This window comes from Kluyvera sp. 142486 (assembly GCF_046569695.1).
Classification (GTDB): domain Bacteria; phylum Pseudomonadota; class Gammaproteobacteria; order Enterobacterales; family Enterobacteriaceae; genus Kluyvera.
The window spans coordinates 349518-375597 of record NZ_JBKHUI010000001.1; the positions used below are offsets into that span (position 1 = coordinate 349518).

The 26080-nt window shown below is 54.4% G+C and carries 28 protein-coding genes; 8 read left to right on the plus strand and 20 right to left on the minus strand.

What is annotated here, in order from left to right:
• Positions 1-77: 77 nt before the first annotated feature.
• Complete coding sequence (bhsA, locus tag ACLGE8_RS01745) at positions 78-335, minus strand: multiple stress resistance protein BhsA (protein ID WP_185666106.1); 258 nt, start codon at positions 333-335, stop codon at positions 78-80.
• Between the two features lie 245 nt (positions 336-580).
• Here bhsA and ACLGE8_RS01750 point away from each other — a divergent pair, with 245 nt between their 5' ends.
• Complete coding sequence (locus tag ACLGE8_RS01750) at positions 581-1219, plus strand: TetR/AcrR family transcriptional regulator (RefSeq protein ID WP_410995991.1); 639 nt, start codon at positions 581-583, stop codon at positions 1217-1219.
• Between the two features lie 56 nt (positions 1220-1275).
• Here the strand turns inward: ACLGE8_RS01750 and ACLGE8_RS01755 are convergent, their stop codons facing one another.
• The 11 genes from ACLGE8_RS01755 to ACLGE8_RS01805 all read right to left on the minus strand — a co-directional run bounded on the left by ACLGE8_RS01755 (position 1276) and on the right by ACLGE8_RS01805 (position 10757).
• Positions 1276-1812 carry a glycine zipper 2TM domain-containing protein gene (locus tag ACLGE8_RS01755; RefSeq protein WP_185666104.1) on the minus strand — a complete coding sequence of 179 codons (537 nt, stop codon included), beginning with the start codon at positions 1810-1812 and terminating at the stop codon, positions 1276-1278.
• Positions 1813-2073: 261 nt separating this feature from the next.
• Positions 2074-3378 (minus strand): NAD(P)/FAD-dependent oxidoreductase, encoded by a 1305-nt coding sequence (locus ACLGE8_RS01760; protein ID WP_410995992.1) that lies wholly within the window; start codon positions 3376-3378, stop codon positions 2074-2076.
• 272 nt (positions 3379-3650) lie between these two features.
• Positions 3651-4193 (minus strand): alpha/beta hydrolase YcfP, encoded by a 543-nt coding sequence (gene ycfP / locus ACLGE8_RS01765; RefSeq protein ID WP_410995993.1) that lies wholly within the window; start codon positions 4191-4193, stop codon positions 3651-3653.
• A 38-nt stretch (positions 4194-4231) separates the two neighbouring features.
• Entirely contained in the window at positions 4232-5257 is a 1026-nt protein-coding gene (gene nagZ / locus ACLGE8_RS01770; RefSeq protein ID WP_185666101.1) for a beta-N-acetylhexosaminidase, read from the minus strand.
• A complete protein-coding gene (gene thiK / locus ACLGE8_RS01775) occupies positions 5245-6087 on the minus strand; it encodes a thiamine kinase (RefSeq protein WP_410996103.1) in 843 nt (280 codons plus the stop codon). The genes nagZ and thiK overlap by 13 nt, the downstream gene beginning before the upstream one ends.
• On the minus strand, positions 6068-6706 hold the full coding sequence (gene lpoB, locus ACLGE8_RS01780; RefSeq protein ID WP_410996105.1) for a penicillin-binding protein activator LpoB: 639 nt from the start codon (positions 6704-6706) through the stop codon (positions 6068-6070). Before lpoB ends, thiK begins: the two co-directional genes overlap by 20 nt.
• Before the next feature lie 23 nt (positions 6707-6729).
• On the minus strand, positions 6730-7104 hold the full coding sequence (locus ACLGE8_RS01785; protein ID WP_410995994.1) for a YcfL family protein: 375 nt from the start codon (positions 7102-7104) through the stop codon (positions 6730-6732).
• Between the two features lie 3 nt (positions 7105-7107).
• Positions 7108-7464 carry a purine nucleoside phosphoramidase gene (hinT, locus tag ACLGE8_RS01790; RefSeq protein ID WP_410995995.1) on the minus strand — a complete coding sequence of 119 codons (357 nt, stop codon included), beginning with the start codon at positions 7462-7464 and terminating at the stop codon, positions 7108-7110.
• A 131-nt stretch (positions 7465-7595) separates the two neighbouring features.
• Positions 7596-7919 carry a YdbL family protein gene (locus ACLGE8_RS01795; RefSeq protein ID WP_410996107.1) on the minus strand — a complete coding sequence of 108 codons (324 nt, stop codon included), beginning with the start codon at positions 7917-7919 and terminating at the stop codon, positions 7596-7598.
• A 7-nt stretch (positions 7920-7926) separates the two neighbouring features.
• Positions 7927-8118 carry a YnbE family lipoprotein gene (locus ACLGE8_RS01800; protein WP_410995996.1) on the minus strand — a complete coding sequence of 64 codons (192 nt, stop codon included), beginning with the start codon at positions 8116-8118 and terminating at the stop codon, positions 7927-7929.
• Positions 8115-10757, minus strand: coding sequence for a YdbH family protein (locus ACLGE8_RS01805; protein WP_410995997.1), 2643 nt, complete (start codon positions 10755-10757; stop codon positions 8115-8117). The genes ACLGE8_RS01800 and ACLGE8_RS01805 overlap by 4 nt, the downstream gene beginning before the upstream one ends.
• 310 nt (positions 10758-11067) lie before the next feature.
• Here ACLGE8_RS01805 and ACLGE8_RS01810 point away from each other — a divergent pair, with 310 nt between their 5' ends.
• Together ACLGE8_RS01810 and hslJ are read left to right on the plus strand one after the other, a co-directional pair.
• The gene (locus tag ACLGE8_RS01810; protein ID WP_220439788.1) at positions 11068-12057 is read left to right on the plus strand and encodes a 2-hydroxyacid dehydrogenase; all 990 of its coding nucleotides are present in this window, start codon (positions 11068-11070) and stop codon (positions 12055-12057) included.
• A gap of 273 nt (positions 12058-12330) precedes the next feature.
• Entirely contained in the window at positions 12331-12771 is a 441-nt protein-coding gene (gene hslJ, locus ACLGE8_RS01815) for a heat shock protein HslJ (RefSeq protein WP_410995998.1), read from the plus strand.
• A 3-nt stretch (positions 12772-12774) separates the two neighbouring features.
• Here hslJ and ACLGE8_RS01820 read toward each other — a convergent pair whose 3' ends face one another.
• Positions 12775-13041 (minus strand): DUF333 domain-containing protein, encoded by a 267-nt coding sequence (locus tag ACLGE8_RS01820; protein WP_410995999.1) that lies wholly within the window; start codon positions 13039-13041, stop codon positions 12775-12777.
• 308 nt (positions 13042-13349) lie between these two features.
• Between ACLGE8_RS01820 and nifJ the strand changes: the two genes are divergently transcribed.
• Complete coding sequence (gene nifJ, locus ACLGE8_RS01825; RefSeq protein ID WP_410996000.1) at positions 13350-16877, plus strand: pyruvate:ferredoxin (flavodoxin) oxidoreductase; 3528 nt, start codon at positions 13350-13352, stop codon at positions 16875-16877.
• A 714-nt stretch (positions 16878-17591) separates the two neighbouring features.
• Complete coding sequence (gene ompC, locus ACLGE8_RS01830; RefSeq protein WP_410996001.1) at positions 17592-18740, plus strand: porin OmpC; 1149 nt, start codon at positions 17592-17594, stop codon at positions 18738-18740.
• A 57-nt stretch (positions 18741-18797) separates the two neighbouring features.
• On the opposite strand, the gene ACLGE8_RS01835 is transcribed toward ompC, so the two are convergent.
• From ACLGE8_RS01835 to ACLGE8_RS01845, 3 genes are read right to left on the minus strand one after another with little or no spacing between them, the layout of a single operon-like run.
• Positions 18798-19082 carry a heavy-metal-associated domain-containing protein gene (locus ACLGE8_RS01835; protein ID WP_410996002.1) on the minus strand — a complete coding sequence of 95 codons (285 nt, stop codon included), beginning with the start codon at positions 19080-19082 and terminating at the stop codon, positions 18798-18800.
• Positions 19079-19435, minus strand: a complete 357-nt coding sequence (locus tag ACLGE8_RS01840) for a hypothetical protein (RefSeq protein WP_185666090.1) — start codon at positions 19433-19435, stop codon at positions 19079-19081. Before ACLGE8_RS01840 ends, ACLGE8_RS01835 begins: the two co-directional genes overlap by 4 nt.
• On the minus strand, positions 19413-20558 hold the full coding sequence (locus tag ACLGE8_RS01845; protein ID WP_410996003.1) for a transglutaminase domain-containing protein: 1146 nt from the start codon (positions 20556-20558) through the stop codon (positions 19413-19415). The genes ACLGE8_RS01840 and ACLGE8_RS01845 overlap by 23 nt, the downstream gene beginning before the upstream one ends.
• A gap of 227 nt (positions 20559-20785) precedes the next feature.
• On the opposite strand from ACLGE8_RS01845, the gene ACLGE8_RS01850 reads away from it, so the two are divergent.
• Complete coding sequence (locus tag ACLGE8_RS01850) at positions 20786-21325, plus strand: DUF2058 domain-containing protein (RefSeq protein WP_410996004.1); 540 nt, start codon at positions 20786-20788, stop codon at positions 21323-21325.
• 51 nt (positions 21326-21376) lie between these two features.
• Here the strand turns inward: ACLGE8_RS01850 and ACLGE8_RS01855 are convergent, their stop codons facing one another.
• Positions 21377-22075 carry an RluA family pseudouridine synthase gene (locus tag ACLGE8_RS01855; RefSeq protein WP_410996005.1) on the minus strand — a complete coding sequence of 233 codons (699 nt, stop codon included), beginning with the start codon at positions 22073-22075 and terminating at the stop codon, positions 21377-21379.
• A gap of 158 nt (positions 22076-22233) precedes the next feature.
• Between ACLGE8_RS01855 and ACLGE8_RS01860 the strand changes: the two genes are divergently transcribed.
• Both ACLGE8_RS01860 and ydfZ read left to right on the plus strand, forming a co-directional pair.
• The gene (locus ACLGE8_RS01860; protein WP_410996006.1) at positions 22234-22479 is read left to right on the plus strand and encodes a hypothetical protein; all 246 of its coding nucleotides are present in this window, start codon (positions 22234-22236) and stop codon (positions 22477-22479) included.
• Between the two features lie 135 nt (positions 22480-22614).
• Positions 22615-22818, plus strand: coding sequence for a putative selenium delivery protein YdfZ (gene ydfZ, locus ACLGE8_RS01865; protein ID WP_185668649.1), 204 nt, complete (start codon positions 22615-22617; stop codon positions 22816-22818).
• A gap of 66 nt (positions 22819-22884) precedes the next feature.
• On the opposite strand, the gene ACLGE8_RS01870 is transcribed toward ydfZ, so the two are convergent.
• Genes ACLGE8_RS01870 through ACLGE8_RS01880 form a run of 3 tightly spaced genes read right to left on the minus strand, consistent with a single transcriptional unit; the run spans position 22885 to position 26057 of the window.
• The gene (locus ACLGE8_RS01870; RefSeq protein WP_410996007.1) at positions 22885-23991 is read right to left on the minus strand and encodes a DUF4056 domain-containing protein; all 1107 of its coding nucleotides are present in this window, start codon (positions 23989-23991) and stop codon (positions 22885-22887) included.
• The gene (locus ACLGE8_RS01875) at positions 23992-25119 is read right to left on the minus strand and encodes a BamA/TamA family outer membrane protein (RefSeq protein ID WP_410996008.1); all 1128 of its coding nucleotides are present in this window, start codon (positions 25117-25119) and stop codon (positions 23992-23994) included.
• Positions 25119-26057: a hypothetical protein gene (locus ACLGE8_RS01880; RefSeq protein ID WP_410996009.1), complete on the minus strand. Its 939-nt coding sequence runs from the start codon at positions 26055-26057 to the stop codon at positions 25119-25121. The genes ACLGE8_RS01875 and ACLGE8_RS01880 overlap by 1 nt, the downstream gene beginning before the upstream one ends.
• Between the last annotated feature and the right edge of the window lie 23 nt (positions 26058-26080).

Here is a 26080-nt window from a genome sequence, read left to right on the forward strand (position 1 = left end):
AAGAAAAAGGCCCTGAGCGGGATGCGCTCAGGGCCTTTTTTATGGCAGTGACATCAGCATTATGAGGGTTTTAACGCTTATTTATAGATAACTGCGGTGCCGTGCAGGTTGTTTGGACCGCTTACAGAAGTGATACGGAACGATTTCGCGCCCATGTCATCTGCTTTCTGAGCCAGTTCTTGTTCCAGAGACGCCAGGTTAGGGCCTGCGGAAGCGGAGATGCTGCCGACTTTATGCTGGTCTGCCGGAGTAGACTGCACTTCAACGGCAGCAAAGCTTGCGAATGATAGGGAGCTCAGTACGGCTGCGATGGCCAGAGTTTTTACGGTTTTCATGATTTTTACCTTTGCAGATGATTTTTGTAGGTTAGATGTTATTAACTTAACGATCGATAAGATAATCATAATGAGATCCAGGTCACACGTCAACGTATTTTTATAACGATCGTTTATTTAATGAAGATTCATATATTTTTCATATAAATATGTTCTTTTTATTTTTTCTCACGAAGCGCTAGCCCCTGTTGGGGATTATTTTTATAATGAGCGTTCACTAAACACCGACTAAGGTAGGCGGCACGATGACAACTGACACGCAAAGTTGCGCGAAAAAAGGCCGCGGTCGACCTAAAGTATTCGACCGGGAAGCGGCGCTTGATAAAGCGATGACGCTATTCTGGCAATATGGCTACGAAGCAACATCCCTCTCCGACCTCGTCGAAGCTACGGGTGCAAAAGCGCCGACGCTGTATGCCGAGTTTGTGAATAAAGAGGGGCTGTTCCGTGCCGTTCTCGATCACTACATCACGCACTTTGCCTCCAAAAATGAAGCCTGCTTGTTCTGCGATGAGCAGCCGGTAGTAGAAGCGCTACGCAACTACTTCACCGCGGTAGCCACCTGCTTTACCAGTAAGGATACGCCGGCGGGCTGTTTTATGATCAACACCTCGGCGGCGCTGGCGGCGTCATCGAAAGAGATTGCGAAGACCATTAAGTCTCGCCATGCGGTACAGGAGCAGACGCTGAATCAGTTCCTTTCGCTGCGTCAATCACGAGGGGAAATCCCGGCGGAGAAAAATGTCACCGAGCTGGCGTTGTTCTTGAGCTGTATTCTGCAGGGCATGTCCATCAGCGCCCGCGAAGGGGCCAGCTTTGATACCCTGATGCAGATAACCAACACCACGCTGCAACTCTGGCCGCAGATGATCGCCCCGTCATAAAAAAAACGCCCCGCCATCTGAGTGATGGCGGGGCGAACAACTGACTACCTGCTATTTTAGGCTTTATTCAGTACCAGCTGGCCGTTGCTGTCCAGCGGGATCTGGCTACCAGGCTGTTTATCCATACGGATTTTTCCCTGCTGATCGCCAATTTTGTAGGTCACATCATAGCCGAGCGTCTTTTCGGATTTGTCATACACCGTTTTACAGCGCTGCTCGTTGGTGGTGTAGGTGTCATTATTCTGCATCGCACCCTGCACCTGGTTACCGGCATAACCGCCGCCTAATGCACCGACCACGGTAGCAACGCTTTTGCCGTGCCCGCCACCAAACTGATGACCAATTACGCCGCCTGCCACCGCACCCAGCACAGAACCAGCGATACGGTTTTCATCCTGTACCGGACGACGATGCGTCACTGCGACGTTGCGGCACTCCTGACGCGGATTTTTGACGGTTTCCTTGATAGGCGTAGCGGAAATGACCTGCGCATACTGCGGGCCACGGTCGAAAACATTCATACTCGCTACAGCGGCAACCCCAAGCGCGGCGGCAACGCCAATACCTATACCCGCCAACATTGATTTATTCACGGGAGATCCTCCTTTGTTGCTATTGCTAACAATTGTGCAACCGATCGTTAGCAGTGCCTATCAGACAAAAACTCAAAAGCAGGATTTTATGTGGGGATATGGGTGTTTCGGAGGATTCTGAGGATGAAAGTGCAGCTAACTCTTGTAGGCCTGATAAGCGCAGCACCATCAGGCGAGATGCGAGCACCTGCCGGATGGCGACGTAAACGACTTATCCGGCCTACAGGTGTCATAACGTGCAGGCCGGGAACAGCGTAATGATTAATGCAGCTTCAGACGTGGACGAATCACGCGGTTAATGCTGCCCACCAGCATCATCAGGCCGGTTTTCACATAGCCGTGCAGCGCAATCTGGTGCATACGGTACAGAGAGATGTAAACCATACGCGCGATGCGCCCTTCAATCATCATCGAACCGCGCATCAGGTTGCCCATCAGGCTGCCGACGGTAGAGTAATTGGAGAGCGATACCAGAGAGCCGTGGTCTTTGTAGCTATAAGCTTTCAGATCTTTGCCCTTCATCTGCGCCAGAATGTTATTCAGTGCGCAGGTCGCCATCTGGTGCGCAGCCTGAGCGCGCGGTGGCACAAAGCCGCCTTCCGGACGCGCGCAGGACGCACAGTCGCCAATCGCGTAGATATCCGGGTCGCGGGTAGTTTGCAGCGTTGGCTCCACCACCAGCTGGTTAATGCGGTTGGTTTCCAGGCCGCCGATCTCTTTCATAAAGTCCGGCGCTTTAATACCTGCCGCCCAGACCATCAGGTCAGCCTGAATGTACTCGCCGTCTTTGGTGTGCAGGCCGCCTGCATCCGCGCTGGTGACCATCGTTTGGGTCAACACGCGCACGCCCATTTTGGTCAGCTCGCTGTGCGCGGCACCCGAGATACGCGGTGGCAGCGCAGGCAGAATACGTTCACCGGCTTCCACCAGCGTCACGTTCAGCGCTTCGTTGCTTAAACCTTTATAGCCGTAGCTGTGCAGCTGTTTCACCGCATTGTGCAGTTCAGCCGACAGTTCAACGCCGGTCGCCCCGCCGCCAACAATCGCAATGTTCACCTTGCCGTTTGCGCCAAGGTTCGCAGAGTACTTCAGGAACAGGTTGAGCATTTCCTGGTGGAAACGACGCGCCTGATGCGGGTTGTCGAGGAATATGCAGTGATCTTTCACGCCCGGGGTGTTGAAGTCGTTGGAGGTACTGCCCAGCGCCATCACCAGCGTGTCGTATGCCACCTTACGCTCAGGTACCAGCAGTTCACCCTTCTCATCGCGCAATTCAGCGATGGTAATGGTTTTTGCTTCGCGGTTGATGTCCATCACCGAACCCAGCTGGAACTGGAAGTGGTGGTTACGCGCATGCGCCAGATAGCTCAGCGCATCCACGCCTTCATCAAGAGAGCCGGTTGCCACTTCATGCAGCAGCGGTTTCCACAGGTGGCTGTGGTTACGATCCACCAGCGTGATTTTCGCTTTTTTGCTGCGGCCAAGCTTTCTACCCAATTGAGTAGCCAGTTCCAGGCCGCCAGCACCACCACCCACAATTACGATTTTTTTCATTGGCGTAGTCATGTGACCCCCTTAAAATTTATTAACCAATTGTTAATTAAAAGTTATGAATATAGCCTTTAATTAACAACAAGTTACTTGTGTGAAACCATTCAGCTGCAATGAGAATAACATGAATGGTGCATTGGTCATACCAAAATTGATGTGCATCAAGTTTTATCGCGCAGAAGTTGAGCGGACGGTATTTCCATAGCGGAAAAAAGGGCGGGTTAGGTTAAAAATTAACAAAAAAAAGCCCCGACAACGCTGCGTTGCCGGGGCCATTAGCGGGCCGCTTAACCTAAGGTTTTAAAGGCTTTGATCCGCTGCAGATGCGGGGAGATGTTCTTGAACTTATGACCCTGCTCTTCATCCCAGATGATCTCATAGTAATGATGCAGCAAGTCAGCTGAACGCTGGCTATCCAGGGCGTCGTCATGACGCGAGAGAATGGCCAGGCAGCGGTCGCGGTTCTTTTCACGGAAGTTATTCACGCACTTGGTCGCGATATCCATGTACTCTTCCGGGCGGTCAATTTTGCCGTCCATGTTCTCGTTCGGGAACAGGTTCGGGTTAAACATCACCTGACGGATATCGCACAGGAAGCCGATACGTTCCGCCCAAAAACCACCGAGGCCTACGCCGCAAATCAACGGGCGCTCATCGGCGTTCAGTTGCAGCATCTTGTCCACTTCCTTGAGCAGATGCTGCATGTCATGTTTCGGGTGCCGCGTGCTGTAGCTAATCAACCGTACGTCCGGGTCGATAAACTGCAGTTGCAGTACTTTCTCGTGGTTACCTGGGCTATTCGAGTCAAAACCGTGTAAATAGATAATCATTTGATCCTCACCACACCATTACTCCCACACCGGGAGGGTTAATGACCAGCCTTCTCTTCCTGCCAGCGTTCGTGGAGTTGCTCCAGCTCAGCGCTAACCGTTTTCCAGCGGGCGGAGTCCATCAGTTCCTGACGGCTAAATGAACCTTTATGATACAACTTCGTAACACGCTCAGCGTTGATCGGCGACAGGTTATCTAACACGCTGACGGCCCCTTTACGATTATTGCAGACGAGGATCATATCGCAACCTGCATCCAGCGATGCCTGACCGCGCTCGGCGTAGCTGCCCATGATTGCCGCCCCTTCCATCGACAAATCGTCTGAGAAGATTACGCCGTCGAAGCCCAGTTCGCCGCGCAGCACGGTTTTCAGCCAGTGTGGCGAACCACTTGCCGGACGCGGGTCGACTTCATCATAGATAACGTGCGCAGGCATAATGGCATCAAGCGCGTTTTCGGTAATCAACGTTTTAAACACCGCCATATCTTTGGCACGAATCTCAGCCTCTGAACGCGGGTCATGCGGCGTCTCTTTATGCGAGTCAGCGGTGACCGCGCCGTGGCCTGGGAAGTGTTTACCGGTGGTTTTCATCCCGGCGCTGTGCATGCCGTCAATAAAATGACGCGCCATTGCCAGCGCTTTGTGCGGGTCAGCATGATAAGAGCGTTCACCAATGGCGGTGCAGATATGGCCGACGTCCAGTACCGGCGCAAAGCTGATATCAATGTCCATGGCGATCATTTCGCTCGCCATCAACCAGCCTGCGTCTACAGCCATACGTCCGCCCGCCTCTTCGCCCAACACGGCGGCAAAAGATTGCGCTGCCGGCAAGCGGGTGAAGCCTTCACGGAAGCGCTGGACGCGCCCACCTTCCTGATCCACCGCCACCACCAGATGATTGCGGGAGGCGCTACGGATCTGGCGAACCAGTTCGCGCAGTTGCTCCGGGTCATGATAGTTACGGGTGAAGAGAATTAAGCCGCCTACCAGCGGATGCGCCAGAATCTCACGTTCTTCGGCATCCAGCTCATAGCCTTCAACATCCAACATTACTGGCCCCACACGGCCTCCTTTTTGTCGCGAAGCTGGCACCATATCTCGTCGGCCAGCGTGATGAATTGTGTGTCGCCGCTTTGCTGCCAGCGACACTCGAACCAGCCTGCCATCAGCATCAGCACCCATGGCCGCCAGCGTTTAACCTGTCGCCAGAGCGGCTCCGGCGAAAAATGCGCCTGCTCGGCGTACGCCCACGTCAGTTCGCGGCGCTGCTGCATATCTGTCGTCCAGACGGCGGCGAGCTCCAGCGCTACATCGCCGTCTCCCGCATATTCCCAGTCGATAAGCCGCAGTCCGTTGGCTGTATGGACGATGTTGCCCGTATGAACGTCCATATGCAGCGGAGCCAACCGCAGCGCGCGAGGTTCGCCCTGCTTACGCAGACGCTGAAGTTCTCGTAGCCACAGCGGCGTTCGCCGCACCGGATCGCACTGTTCCCAGTACTGCATCAGCAGCGGCTGTAGCGAAAGCGCCCAGCCAAACCGCGGTTGCTGGTGCAAATCATACAGGAGAGCGGCGAGCGGACGATGCGCCGGGAGCACGCTTTTGATCTCACCGGCTAAAAAATCAACGGCCATCCAGCCGGGCGTATAAAAAACCGGCTTTGGCGCCAGTGAAGACGGGAGTCGACGCAGGGCGTGATATTGACGAAGGAAGTCGCTTTCCGACGCATACGGGTCGTGATGCTGACGCAGCACCAACCGCCGTTCGCCGTGTTGCAGAATGCAGCTACTGCCGCTCAGCCCCGCGGTTTCGGGGCTGGCGACAATGTCATAGTGCGGGAAGACGCGTGACAGAAGTTCGTCACGCGAAAGTTTACTGTTGCGCAACCGCACCCTTACCTGACCAGACGATCTCACCGGTCTGTACCAGCATCAGCTGCATTTGCAGCGTCGGCGCGTTGACGTTACCAGTGGCGTTGGAATAGAGCACGTACTGCGCGCCCACGTTACGGGCGATGCCCATCGCTTTGCTGCGGGAACCGAGGCTATCCTGCGGCGACAGGCCAAGCTGCTGCTTCGCTACCGCCAACTGCTGCGCAGAAACCAGGGTGAATTTACCGTTGCCCGCCAGCGCATTGCGCAGCGCAGTCGTCGCCTCACCGGCGTTCAGCGAGCCGTTAGTGCGGTTGTTGACGCTATCAACCAGCAGAATGCTGCCCGCGTTGACACCGCCGGCCTGGAGCATTTTGCCCACCAGCGGCTGCGCGGCACCGTTCCAGTCATAGTGACGAACGCGCGGCGTTGGCTGCGCAGGCGCTTCACCGCCATGCTCAATTGGCCCCGGCTGTGCCGGAATCGTCGGCACGCTCGGTACCGTCGGCACCGGCTGCTGCGGTTCGGTTGGCTGCTGCGGCTGCTGTGGATTGGCCGTGTCGACCGGAGCCGGTTGTTCACGCACCACACACCCGGCAAGGAACATCGCCAGGGAAGCAATTAACGCATAGCGACCCAATTTACTCATTGATAGTTTACCCCTCAGAGATAAAGATAAAGCCGGGCTTTATGCGCCCCAAGACTGTTAGCCGTCCCGTACAGCGTCACCGACCCCATCGGGGGAACGGTAATGCTGCGCGGCGCTTCCAGCGGGTGCATTTCCAGCCCTCTGGCGTCATACCAATAAAAACGATAATGAACGGTGACCGGCTCTCGCCTTTCGTTAAACAGCTTCGCACTGGCGGTAGACTGGATATCCGATGAACTCAGCACCGGTTTTTCCGCGCTGACCCCCGCCGCCAGGACGTTGGACTCCATAACCAGCGTTTGCTGCTCGCTGACGGCGATTTCCGGACGCGAATGGCACCCGGCAAGCAGCGTCGCGCAAAGCACAAGACCGAGACAGACCCGTTTCATAGATTAGCCTTTATGTGCCAGCATTGGCCCCAGAGGGCGGCCGCCCACCAGATGCATGTGGATATGGTAAACTTCCTGCCCGCCGTGGCGGTTGCAGTTCATGATCAGACGATAGCCGTCTTCAGCAATGCCTTCTTCCTGCGCGATTTTCGCCGCCACGGTAATCATACGACCCAGCGCCTGTTCGTGCTCGGCGGTAACGTCGTTGGTGGTGGCAATCAGCATGTTGGGAATGATCAGAATATGCGTCGGCGCCTGCGGAGAAATATCGCGGAAGGCGGTGACCAGCTCGTCCTGGTACACGATGTCTGACGGGATTTCACGACGAATGATTTTGCTGAAAATCGTTTCTTCTGCCATTGGGAGTTCCTTTATTATTCTCATGTTTAGCCGGTAAAATCGTTACCGACGAACAGGTTACATGCCAAGAGTATGAGCGAGTTGCCGCCCCTGTTTCAACCGTAATGCGTTTTTTCTTAAACGCCCGACCTTTACTTACGCACCCACTGGCCGTTAATACCCTGGACGTATTCCCCCGGCAGGGCTTTCTCAATCAGCTTCTTCCCGGCCAGACGCGCCACTTCCTGCGATGGTAGGTTGTTGCTTTGCGCCAGCTGCTGATAGCTTTGACTGCGCGCTTCATTGATTTTTTTCACCAGCGTCAGCGTCTCGCTATCCTGGGCGATGGCCGCCAGATAGCCCCCCTGCGTTTCTCCCACCCGCCCCTGTTGACGAGCCTCGGGCAGCGTAAGCGCCAGCGCCTGTAGGCTGAAGAGCGTGAGCGCCAGCACGGCGATAATCCCGGTTTTTCTCATCATAGCCTCAGAATAGGTCGCTACGGGACTTGAGCAAATCCTCAACATCCTTATCGGCCTTAATATGGATTTCGTGTTCAATTTTCACGTTCATATTGATAGTGATCGGCTCTTTCGGCGCCGCCACTTCAATGCGCGGCACGCACCCCGATAGCAGGCCGGTTGCCATTAATCCCAGTGTGGCGATGGATAATTTCATTGTTGCTCCTTACATTCCGTGCCGCTGCGACACGGCACACCGGGAAGGGTTGCGTGTTGCTCAAGCCATGACTGAAGTTTGTCGCCAAAGCGCAGGCTTCGCCACAAATCAAAAACATTCTCCTGGTGCGTGTAGTTCAGGCGCACCGTGCTGCGTTTCTGGTCCATCACGCCGGTCCCGGTGACCGTTGCCTGTAGCGTCAGCAGACCAAGACTATCGAGATTGATACGCGTCCACGACCGCGAGATCTCCATATAGCGTAACCAGTTAATTGCGGCACCCGCGGCAATATTGTCATCGGCGACGGCATCGGCGGTGTCTTTATCCAGCCTCAGGGTCATCGGGCCGGGGTTATGCAGCCAGCCGTCTTTGATTATCCATTTGCTGTCGTTCAACCACAGCGGCAGCGCACCGTCCACCGGGCCGGACATGGCGAACTGTTTCGGGTTGACCGCGCTGACCAGTTCGCTGGTTGAAATATGCTGCAAGCGCAGTAGCGCCGCATCGTGCTGCGGCATGCGTAGTTGCTGCATGGTCACCTTACCGCCAAGCACATCAACGCTGACATCGCTCAACTGTAATGGCGATGCTTCACTCCACGGCCAGGTGCCCTGCAGGTCGGCGGTGACATTACGCGCCGTCACCTGGTTGACAATCTCAGCAATACGCAACGACACCGGGCGACGCGTTCCCAACTGCCATACGCCCGCTTTCAGGCGGAATGGCAGCACAAAATCGACGCCGTTGACTTCGTTATCCGGCATCCACGCGCTGCCGTTGCGCAGCACGCCGTGACCACCGGCCTCAAAACCTTGCCCTACCGCCGCTGAAAATGCCACCTGGGCATACAGCGAACCGTCACGCAGCTTCATTTTCCAGTCAGGTGGCACCAGCGGCTGGAACACCGTCAGCGACTGCTTCGGCCACCATGCCTGCCCGCGCAGACGTTCGCCGTCCCAGCGGCCGTTAACGCGGATCGGGCCAATCTCCTGCGCCCTCAGGTCACCTTTAAACTGGAAGAAGGTCGGGTCGCGGCCGTCAACGCTGAAGTTCAGGGCCGAGGCGGGCAAAACGCTACCGCCGGTAAAGCGAGTCTCTTTGGCATCAAGCGCCAGCGCGCCGGTAAAGGAGGGATGTTGTTCGTCGCGGATCCAGTGAATCGGCTGCTGCAGCGTCAGGCGCGGCTGCTCGATGGTCATGGTGCCGTACTGCAGCTTGTCAAAACCGGTGGAGAGCGTGTTCAACACAATTGCGCTGTCTCGCCATTCGCCGGTGCCGGTTACGTCCCAGCGCGCCTGCATCGGCGTGAAGTGACCGTCCCCCCAGTAGCGCCACTGCCAGGTCCCTTTATCCGGCATGAAGTTGTCGGCCTTGCCATCCAGATGGAGGATAAAATCGCCGGTTTGCTGCTCATGGGCGCGAAGGATCGCCTGCAGACGGCCATCAATCCCCTGCGTGGAAATTTTGACCCCGGCCAATGGCCAGCGGACATCATCAATATTTAGAGCATCAATAACGCGACCGCGCGAACGCAGTAGTGAGCCAGGCTGGAAAACCAGCGTCGGTGCAGAGAGCGGTCCACTTAACTGCGCAGGAAGTTTGGCATAGAAAATCAGGTCGCCCTGCTTGGCCTCACCGACCAGATGTAACGGCATGTCGCTGTTATCCATACTCAGCGTTCCTGGCCCAACGTTCAGTACCGCTACGCCTTTACCGGCATCACCGGAGGTCAGTACGCTTAGGCGACCGGTAATCAGCGTTTTATCGATGCCCTGCTGCCAGTTATCCAGCTTCACGCCCACGCGCCCGCGAAGCGGAATGCCCGCCTGATACGGCCAGCTCCAGCGACCATCGCTGATAACTAGCTGCTGTTCGGTAATCTGCCACGGGAAATCGGCAATCGGGTCGTCTTCACCGCGCGCCATCATCACCAGTTGCCCCTGATTACCGTCCCAGTTCAGCTCCGCATCCACCAGCGACGGCACCTGCGGCACCTGGAACGTCGATTCAAGATGGCCCTTCACCGGCAGACCGTCCGGTACCAGCGGCATAGTAAATTCACCGAGTAGCTTCACCGGCGGTTCGCCTTCCAGCAGGCTGGCATGAAACTCGCTGACCGTCAGCGCCTGCCCGCGCAGGCGGGCGTGAAGGGTCACCTGGTCGCCTTCATACTCCAGCTCCTGATGCTGGGTGGTCAGCGAAACCTTGAGCTTGCCCTGCCACTTTTCCCACGGCGAGATGCTCAGCGAGTCGATGGACAGCCAGGTATTCGGCAACATCGACTGCCATTCCGCCAGCGTACGCGGCGCTCCCGGCACCGCATCGTTTTGTGGGAGCTTATTAAAGCAGACGGAGTTCAGGTTGACGGCGGTGGCATGCAGCTGCCAGCGACTAGGATGTGACAGCGTCACGTCTTTCAGCGTGGCGAGCTCGCAATCCCCTACCAGATAACGTAAATCAGGAACGCGTAAGGAGGTGCGGGTGAAGCGTGGGCTTTCGTTGAGCGCAATTCGGGTTCCCGCCGGCAGCCAGATGCCCACCAGCGTGGGCACCCAATATCCGAGCGTCATCACCAGCGTGAGCGGCAGGAGTATTAATACCAGGAGTAGCGCAATAACGGCTTTATATTTACCCTTCATGGGTGCAGTGATATCCAGATTAAGCAGGCAGTCATGCCGTGAACGCGCAGCGGGCGATCCAAAGAGGCATATTGTGTCATGTCAAACCTGTGAGTGAAAGCCGCCGTCATGGATTAATCATAGCGGCTACAAAATAAAACGTGAGGAATTTCAGTTGATTCTGATTGAGACAGTGATTTCTCCCCCGCTGATAATCCGCGTATACTGGTGATAGTTCTTTACGTAACTTTAGCCTTCAAAACATTTTTATATTTTGTAAGATTTTTTGAAACATGCTAAATTAACGCCAAAATCATTGGAGAAAAGTCTTATGAAAATCGCCGTTTACAGCACCAAGCAGTACGACAAAAAGTACCTGCAAAATGTTAATGAGACATATGGCTTTGAACTCGAATTTTTTGATTTCCTGCTGACGGAAAAAACCGCGAAAACCGCCCACGGCTGTGAAGCGGTCTGTATTTTCGTCAACGACGATGGCAGTCGCCCGGTTCTGGAAGAGCTGAAAAGAATCGGCGTGAAGTACATTGCGCTGCGCTGTGCGGGCTTTAATAACGTCGACCTCGATGCGGCAAAAGAGCTGGGTCTGCGCGTGGTTCGCGTTCCAGCCTATTCGCCAGAAGCCGTTGCGGAACATGCTATTGGCATGATGATGACGCTCAACCGTCGTATTCATCGTGCTTATCAGCGTACCCGTGATGCCAACTTCTCGCTGGAAGGCCTGACCGGCTTTACCATGTTTGGTAAAACCGCTGGGGTGATCGGCACCGGTAAAATCGGCGTTGCCGCCCTGCGGATTCTGAAAGGTTTTGGTATGCGCCTGCTGGCGTTTGACCCGTATCCAAGTGCGGCGGCGTTGGAGTTGGGCGTAGAGTACGTTGACCTACCGACGCTGTTCGCCGAGTCGGACGTTATTTCGCTGCACTGTCCGCTGACCGCGGATAACTATCATCTGCTCAACGCCAGCGCGTTTGAGAAGATGAAAGATGGCGTGATGATCGTCAACACCAGTCGCGGTGCGTTAATTGACTCCCAGGCAGCGATTGAAGCATTGAAGACGCAGAAAATTGGCGCGCTGGGGATGGACGTGTACGAGAACGAGCGCGATCTGTTCTTTGAAGATAAGTCTAACGACGTGATTCAGGACGATGTGTTCCGCCGCCTCTCCGCCTGTCACAACGTGCTGTTTACCGGCCACCAGGCGTTCCTGACTGCGGAAGCGCTGACCAGCATTTCGGAGACAACGCTGGAGAACCTGCGCTTGATCGATACTGGGGCTGATTGTCCTAACGCTATTGCTTGATGCGTTTTTCTTCCCCCACAAAGAACACACAGTTGTGGGGGAAGAACGGACTAGCGGTAGGCCGGATAAGGCGTTTACGCCGCCATCCGGCAATCTGCACGGATTTTGCCGGATGGCGCTTCGCTTATCCGGCCTACAACTAAGAATTTGACTAATAACGTCAGCCCTCCACCCGAGAAGCATTTTCCGCCAAGTCCAGAAACCCCCTCTCGCTGTACAGTTATCCCTCAGTAGTATTCACCTGATCAATATATCTATAAGAAGTCCTGTGCAATGAAGAAAGTGTTTTTATTGCTGGCCGCAGCCGCTCTGCTTTCAGGCTGCGTCTATAACAGCAAAATGTCGACCGGCGGCGATCAGCTACAGCATCACCGTTTCGTACTGGAAAGCGTGAATGGCAAGACCGTCAATAGCAATGGCGCTCCGCTCGAAGTGAGCTTTGGTGAGAAGCAGCCGCTATTAAATAACATTTATCTCTCCGGCGAGATGTGTAACCGCTTCTCCGGAACCGCAAAAATCCGCAACGGCGAACTAAAGGCCTCCGAACTGGCAATGACCCGTAAGCTCTGCAGCGACGCGCAGCTTAACCAGCTTGACGCGACGCTCAGCAACATGCTCCGCCAGGGTGCCCAGGTCGATTTAACTGAACATCAGCTGACGCTGGCAACCGCCGATCAAACGCTGACCTTCAAACTCGCCGACCTGGTGAGTTAACACTCAGTAGCTACCGCAGCTTCCTACCGCCAGAGATTGCTCGCTGCAACGCTTACCGTTTGGCAGCGCGCACATCCCAATGCTGGACCCGTCCAGCTGGCGGGCTGCAGAAAGCGTTCCGCCGATCATCGCGCAGTTTGCTTCGCCTGAGCTGGACATTGCCGCTCTCATCCCTGGCGTCACGTGCGCCGCCGTGGCCTGCTGGGCAGGTTCACTGCTACACGCGGATAATAAAAGCGCCGCACACCCGACAAAAAAAGCAGCTCGCATCACTTCCCTCCGAATCGCAAAAATAGGAACAAACCTATGCATCATAGGCAGCGCAGCCGCGCTCGTCGAGAGAGGAAGCGCGCATTTATGCACCTTAGAAACATTTTCTGGCAATTTTGTGGCTAAAAACATTCGCGTCATTGATATAGACGCCCACCAAGGACACAAAAGCAAAAATGATTCAGCGCGGGGTTTGCTAAACTTCATCTAACATCATCGACAAGAGCGATGTGTCTATTAAGGATTAATTTCCGGTCTTCGGTATGCCCGTGGGCCACTTTTCTGCGCAATGTAAGGTGTCATAACCAATGATCACAATTGACGGTAATGGTGCGGTCGCCTCAGTGGCGTTCCGAACCAGTGAAGTCATCGCCATTTACCCGATCACGCCGAGTTCAACCATGGCCGAGCAGGCTGATGCATGGGCGGGGAATGGGCTTAAAAATGTGTGGGGCGATGTCCCACGTGTGGTCGAAATGCAGTCTGAAGCCGGCGCCATTGCCGCCGTGCATGGCGCGTTGCAAACCGGTGCGCTGTCGACCTCTTTCACCTCATCGCAGGGTCTGCTGCTGATGATCCCAACGCTCTACAAACTGGCCGGTCAGCTGACCCCGTTTGTTCTGCACGTCGCTGCCCGTACCGTAGCGACCCACGCGCTGTCGATTTTCGGCGACCACTCCGACGTCATGGCTATCCGCCAGACCGGCTGCGCGATGCTGTGTGCCGGCAGCGTTCAGGAAGCGCAGGACTTTGCGCTGATTTCGCATATCGCCACGCTGAAAAGCCGCGTGCCGTTTATTCACTTCTTCGACGGCTTCCGCACCTCCCACGAAATCAACAAAATCGTACCGCTGTCGGATAACACCATTCGCGACCTGCTGCCGCAGGATGAAATCACCGCGCACCGCGCCCGCGCGCTGAACCCGGAACATCCGGTGATTCGCGGTACTTCCGCAAACCCGGACACCTACTTCCAGTCTCGCGAAGCGACTAACCCATGGTACAACGCGGTATACGACCACGTTGAGCAGGCGATGGCTGACTTCGCCGACGCCACCGGCCGTCACTACAAACCGTTCGAGTATTACGGTCATCCGCAGGCCGAACGCGTGATTGTCATCATGGGCTCCGCCATCGGTACCTGTGAAGAGGTGGTGGACGAATTGCTGACCCGCGGCGAGAAAGTCGGCGTGTTGAAAGTGCGTCTCTATCGTCCGTTCTCCGCTCAGCATTTACTGCAGGCGCTGCCGGAAAGCGCGCGTAGCGTTGCCGTACTCGATCGCACCAAAGAGCCTGGCGCCTTGGCCGAGCCGCTGTACCTTGACGTGATGACTGCGCTGGCGGAAGCGTTTAATCAGGGTGAGCGTGAAACCCTGCCGCGCGTGATTGGCGGCCGCTACGGCCTGTCGTCGAAAGAGTTTGGCCCGGACTGCGTGCTGGCTATCTTTAATGAACTCTCAGAAGCGAAACCAAAACCGCGCTTCACCGTCGGCATTTATGACGATGTCACCAACCTCTCCCTACCGCTGCCGGAAAATACGCTGCCGTCGCGCGCACGTCTGGAAGCGCTGTTCTACGGTCTTGGCAGTGACGGCAGCGTCTCGGCTACCAAGAACAACATTAAAATTATCGGTAACTCGACGCCCTGGTTTGCGCAGGGTTACTTCGTCTACGACTCCAAAAAAGCCGGCGGCCTGACGGTCTCTCACCTGCGCGTGAGCGACACACCCATTCGCTCCGCCTACCTGGTGGCGCAGGCCGATTTCGTTGGCTGCCACCAGCTGCAGTTTATCGATAAATACCAGATGGCCGAGCGCCTGAAGCCCGGCGGCATTTTCCTGCTCAACACCCCTTACAGCGCCGATGAAGTGTGGGGGCGTCTGCCGCAGGAAGTCCAGGCCGTACTGAACCAGAAAAAAGCGCGCTTCTACGTGATTAACGCGGCGAAAATCGCCCGTGAATGCGGGCTGGCCGCGCGTATTAACACCGTGATGCAGATGGCGTTCTTCCATCTGACGCAGATCCTGCCGGGCGATAGCGCGCTGATGGAACTGCAAAACGCTATCGCCAAAAGCTACAGCAGTAAAGGTCAGGATTTGGTTGAGCGTAACTGGCAGGCGCTGGCGCTGGCACGCGAGTCGCTGTTTGAAGTGCCGCTGCAGCAGGTTAACGCCACCAGCCCTAACCGCCCACCGGTGGTGTCCGACGCGGCCCCAGATTTCGTCAAAACCGTGACCGCCGCGATGCTCGCCGGGCTTGGCGATGCGCTGCCGGTCTCGGCGCTGCCGCCGGACGGTACCTGGCCTGTGGGTACTACCCGCTGGGAGAAACGCAACATTGCCGAAGAGATCCCTATCTGGAAAGAGGATCTCTGTACCCAGTGTAACCACTGCGTCGCCGCCTGCCCGCACTCGGCGATTCGTGCCAAAGTGGTCTCCCCGGAAGAGATGGAAAACGCGCCGGCCTCCCTGCACTCTCTGGACGTGAAGTCCCGCGATATGCGCGGTCAGAAATACGTTCTGCAGGTAGCGCCTGAGGACTGCACCGGCTGTAATCTGTGCGTGGAAGTGTGCCCTGCAAAAGATCGTCAGGATCCAAGCATTAAGGCCATCAATATGATATCCCGCCTGGAGCACGTTGAAGAAGAGAAAGTAAACTATGACTTCTTCCTCGACCTGCCGGAAATCGACCGCAGCAAGCTGGAGCGTATCGATATTCGTACCTCGCAGCTGATTACCCCGCTGTTTGAATACTCCGGTGCCTGCTCCGGCTGCGGCGAAACGCCGTATATCAAACTGCTGACCCAGCTGTACGGCGACCGCATGCTGATTGCCAACGCCACCGGCTGTTCTTCTATCTATGGCGGCAACCTGCCTTCCACGCCGTACACGACCGATGCCAACGGTCGCGGCCCCGCGTGGGCCAACTCGCTGTTTGAAGATAACGCCGAGTTTGGTCTGGGCTTCCGCTTAACGGTCGATCAGCATCGTCAGCGCGTGATGCGACTGCTGGACGGTTTTGCCGAACATATTCCGGCTGAGCTGAACGACGCGCTGCACGCTGATGCCACACCGGATGTCCGTCGCGAACAGGTCACACAGCTTCGCGGCGCGCTGAAAGGTGTCGAGGGTGCTGAGGAGCTGTTGACCGACGCCGATGCGCTGGTAGAGAAGTCTATCTGGCTGATTGGCGGCGACGGCTGGGCCTACGATATTGGCTTCGGTGGTCTGGATCACGTGATGAGCCTGACCGAGAACGTCAATATTCTGGTGCTGGATACCCAGTGTTACTCCAACACTGGCGGCCAGGCCTCCAAAGCGACCCCGCTTGGCGCGGTCACCAAGTTTGGCGAGCACGGCAAACGCAAAGCGCGTAAAGACCTGGGCGTCAGCATGATGATGTACGGTCATGTTTATGTGGCGCAGATTTCACTCGGCGCGCAGCTCAACCAGACGGTAAAAGCGATTCAGGAAGCCGAGTCTTATCCGGGCCCGTCGCTGATCATCGCCTACAGCCCTTGTGAAGAGCACGGCTACGATCTGGCGCTAAGCCACGATCAGATGCGTCAGCTTACCGCTACCGGCTTCTGGCCGCTGTTCCGCTTCGACCCGCGTCGCGCTGACGAAGGTAAAATCCCGCTGGCGTTGGATTCTCGTCCACCGTCAGACGCGTTGGCCGAAACGCTAATGAACGAGCAGCGCTTCCGTCGTCTGAACAGCCAGCAGCCGGAAGTGGCCGAGCAGCTGTGGAAAGACGCGGCAGAGGACCTGCAAAAGCGCTATGACTTCCTCGCGCAACTGGCCGGGAAGGCTGAGAAGACCACGCCGCAGGAATAACGTTTATAATCGACAGCCGCCTTCTTTATGAAGGCGGTTTTTTTTGCATGTAAAATAACGACTCATTTAGCCAGCACCGTTACATTTGTTTTTATGCACTCGATCACACTATTTAATCGAATATGTATAAAATACCTCACACCTATCCCTGACAATGTATCAGGAATAGTTTTATTACGGTGGGTCAGGATATTCTCTACGCACTAAACTCTCTTCTCCCCTACCCTAATTTTTCACCATTTATTTAAATCCACCCATCGTCACACGCAAATTTATCGCACGTTGAGTGCGCAAAAAAAGATGACTATTAATCATCCAGCCTACGGTTTAACGTCAATCACATCCACCCTAAGCCAATGAAAAGAAACCCATAAAAGAGAAATAAAAAAAGCCCGAATGAGGGTTCGGGCTTGTCACTTTATATGACGAAGAATGAAAATGGCACACGGCAACTTAAATACGTTGTGTGACAAAAAGGCATATAACGGAGATAGCTTAAGGCAGCGAATATTCTTTGTATAATTTTTATTTTATATATTTCGATCGCAATCATTCACAAAAATTATCATCATTTCATGAGAATTATATTCTTTAGATTTTACTTATGTTGTAACAAATGTTATTTACCATCTCAGATAGCTCTCCTTTAGCATTGCCTTACTTCCTCCATTTGAGTGGAAGTGCGCGAATAAAAATACTAAAGGAATAATTTCAATGAACAGAAAAGTACTGGCCCTCGTTATCCCTGCGCTGTTAGCAGCAGGCGCAGCTCATGCCGCAGAAGTTTATAATAAAGACGGCAACAAATTAGATATGTATGGCAAGGTAGATGGTCTGCATTACTTCTCTAGCGATTCCAAAAAAGACGGTGACCAGACTTACGTCCGCTTTGGCTTCAAAGGCGAAACTCAGATTAACGATATGCTGACTGGTTACGGCCAGTGGGAATATAACGTTCAGGCAAACTCTTCTGAAGGTGATGGTGCTAACAACTGGACCCGTCTGGCGTTTGCTGGCCTGAAATTCGGCGACTACGGTTCATTCGACTACGGTCGTAACTACGGCGTGTTGTACGACGTTGAAGGTTGGACCGATATGCTGCCAGAGTTTGGCGGCGATACCTATACCAATGCAGACAACTTCATGACTGGCCGTGCTAACGGTGTTGCGACTTACCGTAACAACGACTTCTTCGGTCTGGTTGATGGTCTGAATTTTGCTCTGCAGTATCAGGGCAAAAACGAAAGCAAAGGCACCGATGATGTTGGAACCAACAACCGCGGCAATGTCGGTGATAGTGATGTGCGCTACGATAATGGCGACGGTTTTGGTGTTTCTACCTCATACGATTTAGGTATGGGCGTAAGCGCTTCTGCTGCGTATGCAACTTCTGATCGTACTAACGATCAGATCGTTAACACGAATGCTAAAGGCGATAAAGCTGACGCATGGACTCTGGGACTGAAATACGACGCTAACAACATCTACCTGGCAACCATGTATGCTGAAACCAACAACATGACCCCGTATGGTAATGATGGCGTAGCAAACAAAACCCAGAACTTTGAAGTTACTGCACAGTACCAGTTCGACTTCGGCCTGCGTCCGGCAATTTCTTACCTGCAGTCCAAAGGTAAAGATTTGTACGGCACCGCTACTAACGCTAACGTTAGCTCCAACTCTGTTGGCGATAAAGATCTGGTTAAATACCTGGATCTGGGCGCAACCTACTATTTCAACAAAAATATGTCCACCTACGTTGATTACAAAATCAACCTGCTGGACGGCAACGATTCCTTCTACCAGGAAAACGGTATCTCTACCGACAACATCGTTGGCGTAGGCCTGGTTTACCAGTTCTAATGCAACAAAAAACCCGCTGCCAACAGCGGGTTTTCTTTTATCCACACCAGCCCTGCCTCACTGCACCGCACTTTCCCCGTGAATCTCACCCTTAAACCCGGTTTTGGCAATCGCCGCCAGCAGCCGTTGGTTATCGAAATTCTCCGGCACCACCACCTCCGCCTGACGCGTTTTCAGCGATGCTTTCGCCTTAATCACCCCATCGGTCGTCCGCAGCGCCTGGTTAATCGAAATCACGCACAGCGGGCAGTTCATCTCGCCGATATCAATAGTAACTAACTTATCGGCGGCCCAACCCAGCGGCGTAAAGAGCATCAACGCCAGGCATACTGCTTTTTTCATTCCATCCACTCCCAAATCCAGGGCAGAACATAAGGATAGGTGATAAGCGCCAGCACCAGCGGCACCGACAGCCAGTAGAGCCACACCAGCACCCGACGGCTCACCACGTTGACGCACACCGGCTTCGGCGACAAATGCAAACGCCAGAATCCGCGCGCCATCAGCCCTACGGCGACGACGATCATCGGGAACTGCAGCCAGGATGCGCCGGGAATACCCACCAGCCCCGCCGCCGAGATACCGAACAGCAGATACAGCAGCGGCCCAATGCAGCACAGCGTCGAGGCACCGGCAGCGACGATCGCCGCCAGTAGCGTCAGGACGCCGCCCTTAATGCTGTTCGACGCTGACATAATCGTAGCTAAACGCCGCAGGATCGTAGAAGTTCAGCGGGTCGCCATCAACTTCGGCGTACGGGTAGCCCAGGTTATTAACGTCACCCTGCTCTGCCGCTGGCGACAGCGCGAAGTCACGCGCATGGTTGAAGCCCACCCAATTCATCTCCCAGTTGCCGAACAGGTAGTCATTCACCGCCGTCACCGCCGGGTCGCCGTTCTCTTTTTTCTCGGTCAGACGCATTTTGGTGACGTCAGCCGGGTCGGCAGGCATCCAGCCGAAGCCGGCCAGCCAGAACATCGCGCGGCAGTGTTGGCCGCCGCTGACTTTTGCCACGCCCTGCGCATCGGCGCTGCCGAAGGCTTTTTTGGAGTAGCCATCAAGCTTGCGGCTCGCGCCCAGGCGAATACCGAACATTTCACGCGCCGGGATGCCGACCGCGCGGCACAGGGCCACAAACACCGAGTTGATATCGGTGCATTTGCCGCCCAGCTTACCGGTTTTCAGGATCTCACCCACGTCACCGGTACCACAGCCAATCACCGCATCGTCACGGTGCATATGCGTGCTTACCCAGTCATGAATCAGACGCGCCTGCTTCAGCGGCGCTTTTTCGCTGCCGATAATTTTCAGCGCAGTCTCTTTGACCAGACCATCAACGGGAATATGGGGCGTCGCCTGCAGGAACGGCTTGATTTCGTCAGGGATCACCGCGCCTTCCACCGGCAGCTGCCAGTCGGCGAGGCGATTGTCTTTCAGCACTTCCCAATCGCGAGTTTCAATCTCCATTTCGACCTTGATCTCCAGCGGGCCGCTGGAGGCAGGCCAGGTCACAAACAGGACTTTCGCCCCGTAACGGTTATTGGCATTCAGGGTCGCGCTTTGATAGTTGCCGCTAAAGGAGAGGTCAAGCAGCTGCTGGAAGGCGGTATCTTCCGGGATGGGGATCCACAAATTGACCTTGCCGGAAGAGCCCAGCGGAGCCTTAAGGCTGTAGGTCTGGGTCATCACAAAACGGCGATATTTGCCGGAAGATGAGACGGCAGGCTTCGCAACGGCTTCGGTTTTGGCAAAAACCGGGCTCACCAGCCCAAGGGTGGAGAGTGCCGCGGCACCTTTCAGAAAGTTACGCCTTTCCATTGTGTTTCCTTCATCACCAGAAAAAGCTGGCGCTTAACCCCGCACCTGCGGAGGTTGGCCGCTATTATGCGGCTACGCATTCATCACCACAATGAATAACAGGGCATTAAAGGCGCGAAATGCCAACCGGGCGCCGGACAACCAGGCTCTCGAGACCTATAATCTGGCATCGTGACAAAAATTACGGGTATAATCCCCGCCATTATTCATCCTATTCAGAAGCGAAAATGACAAAACTTACCTTACAAGAGCAGATGCTAAAAGCGGGATTAGTCTCCAGTAAAAAAGTGGCCAAGGTTCAGCGTACGGCGAAAAAATCGCGCGTTCAGGCTCGTGAGGCAAGAGAAGCGGTCGAAGAGAATAAAAAGGCGCAGATTGAGCGCGATAAACTGCTCAGCGAGCAGCAAAAGCAGGCCGTGTTATCCAAAGAGTATAAAGCGCAGGTTAAACAGCTGATTGAAATGAACCGCGTCATGCCGGGCCGAGGCGATATTAGCTTTAACTTCACCGACGGCAGCATCATCAAAAAAATCACCGTCGATAAACTGACGCAAAGCCAGCTAATTAACGGGCGTCTCGCCATCGCGCGTCTGGCAACCCAGAGCAACGGTGAGAGCGAATACGCGATTATCCCGGCGGTCGTGGCGGAAAAAATCGCTCAGCGCGATGCCAGCAGTATTGTTCTGCACAGCGTCCTAAGCCAGGAAGCGCAGGACGAAGACGATCCGTACGCTGATTTCAAAATCCCTGACGATCTGATGTGGTAAACATCACCTCGCCAACTTCTTACCAAAAGCCCTGACGGGCTTTTTTAATGTCTAAAACGGGCTAGCATGACGCGCGTTGACCGCTTCACCGCTAATGGGGTGAACAAAAGTCAGCTCGCTGGCGTGCAGCATCAGCCTGGGCACACCCTCGATGCCCGCCATCAATAGCCCGCCGTACAGATCGCAACCTAAAATCGGATGACCCAACTGCTGGCAGTGAATACGCAACTGATGCGTGCGCCCGGTTTCCGGCGTTAAGGTAACCCGCGTCAACGGCAATTGCGTTCCCTCTTTCCCCTGCTGGAAAAAACGCGCTTCAACCCGGTAATGTGACCGTGCCGGTTTTCCCTGCAGCGGGCAAATCGTCATGCGCGGAAACAGCGCCGGATCCTTAGCAATCGCCGCGTCAATAATCCCTTCGTCATATTCCAGATGACCGCATAGCAGCGCTGTGTACACCTTAGACACGCTACGCTGGCTAAACTGCTGACACAGCGCGGCGTTCATCTCTTTGTTGCGCGCCACCACCATTAGCCCGGAGGTGCCAAAATCAAGACGGTGGACCAGCGTACAGCCGGGAAAATCCTTAACCAGCCGATAGTGTACTGAATCGAGATTCTGCGGATTCTTACCCGATAGGCTCAGCAATCCGCTAGGCTTATTGATAAGTAACAAATGCGCATCTTCATAGAGGATCTCTATCTCGGCGGAACACGGTGGAGCGATAAAGGTATCAATAATCGTAGACATCAGGCGGCCAGCATTGCGAAGGAGGGAGGATCATAGCGAAATTCTCGCCCTCTGGCGATGCGGTGGCAACTTGTCTGCTAAGACTTTCCAATGGCTCGTCTAGGCATCTTTCCCGCAATACGTTATCTTACCCGCTCAAACCACACCGGGGCACATTCGTGAGCAGCAAGACTGATTTCAAGCTTTACGCGCTTTGCTACATGATGATCACCTATGCCCTCATGTTCGTCTTCGTGCTGGTCTTCATTGATTTTGCGATTGGTGACTCAACTGAAGATGTGTGGAGTGGACGAATGACGCTGGCTGACTATTTCCTCTCTCATGCCCTTCTCTTTCTCAGCATGGCCGGCGTTGGCGCGGCTGGCGGGTTTGTGCTGTGGTTTGTCAGCTATCGGAAATCCTGACTCGTTTTTCACTCCGTAAGCGCTCCATCTAAAAATAACCACTCTATTGACGAAGCTCAAAACATGACGCGTGTCACAGCGGTATTAATTCACACCGCAAATGTATCCCGTCTTGAAATGTGAAAGGAGGAGACGATGAAAACTTACGATCGTAACCGTAACGCTATCACTATCGGCAGCCGCGTCATGATTGCTAACAATGGCGCGACGGGCGTTATCCGGTCAATTCACGGTGAAGGTAAAACGGCTGAGCAAATTCGCCGTACAGACTCCGTTGAAATTGAGGGTTGCGATGGCGTCTATTGCCCGCTGGATTTGATCCGTCTTGGCTTCAACTAATACGCTATCGTATTGACGAAGACCATCGTCGAAAATAACAGCCTAAGGCCACGACTGTGGCCTTAATTATTTCTCTATCCTCTCAAGCAGTACCTTATCCGAACGCGCGGCTTTATCGGCCAGTTTTTGAAACTGCTGTGGGCTGTAGAAGGATTTGGGTGGCGGAAGCAACAGCATCTCTTTCCCCGGATAAATTTCAAGCGCACCCAGCTGTGAGAGTTGATACCCTTCAACCACGGCAGGAAAGGTTAACATCAGCGGCTGAGCGCTTTCATTGGCAACTGGCGTGGGTAAGCGGTTGATATTGAGGTTGTAGTTTCTTTTTAACACCAGAAATTTATCCGGCACTCTTCGTTTACTGTTCCACCAATCCCCATCCAGTTCGCGAAACTTCCGCTCAGTTTCAGTACGAGTCGCAATATCCAGGCTCAGTAGCGCCTCTTTCAGCGCCGACGTCATCGCCGCATTATAGTCATCGACGGTTCCGGCTTTACCTTGCAGAATCAATGCAACCGCAATGCGTGCACCGAGCAGATTAGAATAGAGATCTTCCGGCGAAAAGGCGGAAATCTCCTCCGAAAAACCGGGCACAGACTGGAATCCGTACCACTGTGCAATTTCATGCCACTGCGCCAACTCAAAGGCTAGACGTCCGGCGAGCCAGGCCGCAAGCGTATAGCGCGCACTCAACCCGGCCGGAGGGGGAAAGGCGTTTAACTGTATGCGCCTGACGCCCAGTTCATTGCTGTAAAAATAACGCCAGCGCTGGCCTAACTTTGGGTGGATTTTGGAGAAAAGAAAGAAGGTATTATCCGCCGTATCGCGAACGTGGGCGATGTCGATAAAACCGCCTCGATGGGTATAGACCAGCCCGTTCTCTTCTTTGCTCAACCCGATAATATTTTTAACCGCGCCGAAGGCTTTATCGTTGTATTGATGGTCTCCCAGTGTATCCAGCGCGAGCACATTACCAATCTGATAGAAGGGAATCGGTACGCCAATCGCACGTACGTGCAGGTCGTGCCCGAACGCACAGCACGGGCGCAGCGATTCCGGTGCGTGAAGCTGCGCCACTACGGGGGAGACTTGACTGGCCTGTTTTAGCGATAATAACCCGTCGTTTGCCTGTGCGTCCGCCATAACAACGAGCAGCAACAATAGCCATTTACCCATTCAAAATGCCTCTGCAACCTGAAAATAGAAGCCTGCGCTCTCTCTGCCAAAGCCAAGATCAAGCCTGATATTCATCGCCGGTTTAACCTCGAACCGATACCCTATACCAGCAGTAGGAAGCAGCGGATGATGGCTTAAATCACCGGCATCATTTCCCAACGCCCCGGCCCCTAGCCAAAGTACGTAGCCGTGTCGCCAGTTGAGTTTGCGCCGATATTCCACCTGCCCGCTCACCACATCTTTATCGCGATATCGCCCCTGGTAGTAGCCGCGTAATCGCCGGTCATCACCCGCCATCGACAGCTTATCCCACGGTACCTCGCCGCGCGTAAAACGGCCCCAGAGATCGAACGCTAATACGGTTTTCTCATTGAGAAGATGGTAATAATCGTACTGAAGTTCTGTCGCCGTGAAGTGGGTACCTGAGCCCAGGGCCGGATCATAGACGGTATATTCCATCTTAAAAAATTGCCCATGTTCAGGGCGCGTCACCACGTCGCGAGAATCGTAGTTCACCGCCACCGACGCCCCGGAAGAAAGCGGCGAAGGATCGGCCTGCCAGAGGGAAAAAACGTCTCCAGGATGGGCATTTTCTACGCTCGCCTGCATGGATGAAAAGTCCCAGCCAGCGCCTACATAGAGATTATCGACCACCTCACGAAGTAACACCGGATGCAGGCTGACAGAATTATTGGTGTAGCTCTGCTCACCGCCCTGTGCGGCATCGTAGCCTATCCCCCAAAAACTGGTGGGCACTTTGGCAATTGAGCCATCAGCAAACAGTCGCCAGCGATCGTCGGTGAAAAAGGTGTAATTATTTAGGCCAACGCCTAATGCCCCGCTCGAACTGACGAACCCGGTGAAAGACAGCGATGAGTTTTGCGTCGTGCCATCGGACGGGTCAACGCGGTAAATCCCCGCCACGGCCATCCCCAGCCCCAGTTTTAATTCAGGCGTATAGAAAGGGCCAGGCAGCACGCTCCAGTTAATTCCTTTCGCCGGATCGTATTGATTGTCTGCTCCTAGCTTTGTCAGCAGGTTATCCACTGGTTTTCTATCGAGAGAAATCGCCCCCGATTGACAACTCAGCAGCATAAGCCCCGTCAGAATAAGAGGTCTGGTTATCATCAGAAGCGGTATTCGCCAGCAATAAAGAAGCTGTTCCGCTCGTTAAAGCCAATTTCCGTCAGGAAATTAAAGTGCGGCGTAATTTCATACTGGCTACCCACCAGTACATTCCAGGGTGACGTCAGACGCTGTTTCACATCAAAGCGCCCTTCACCGTTTTGATTGACCGCATCAATTAAGGGCTGCAGTGCCGCGGGCATACTCAGGTCTGAAAGGCTCCCTTTGAACTCCTGCTGAACGTCCTGATACATGCTTCCTAACCAGACGCTCAGATGCGATGGCCCCACAGGTCCCTGGAGATTAAAGCGATATCCGATGCGTGGTGAGACGGTTAATGCCGAAATTTTTCCGTCAAGAATATCGAAATCCGTCCGCGTATAGTTGGTGTCCACCAGCGCAAACCAATTTTCATATCCCCCAGCCAGCGTGACGCCGGTACCAAAGGTTGTACCTTTAAAATCAAGTTTGAAATCAATATTCTGAAGATCGCCGCTTTGATAAAGCTGATGCACGGCCCCGGCTATCAGCCGGTCAACGCCTGTATAACGCGTGGGATCCGCATCAACGGATACGTTGGAGACGGACGATCCCCGGGAGTGCCCGACTAATCCGTACACATTCAGAAAGGGGAAAACCCACATATCGAGACGCACCGTTTCTGATTTGCTTTTTTCTCGTGTATGCCCGGCATCAATATTAAACATGTCCGTTGGAATAGGATGATTTCCCAGCGCCAGCCCTGAAAAACTGATGCTATCAACATCGATATTCTGGCGCATATTCATATAGTTAATGTTGATACCAAAGGGCAATGGAATGGAATAGCCACGCGCTCTGGCCTCGTCCCCCCAGATAGGAAAGGTATGGTCATCACCGTCAGCTGCTGTTACCGCGCCTGATATCAACAGCAATGGCAAAACAGTATGCTTCCATCTCATTATTAAGCGCCTCACCTTTCCTG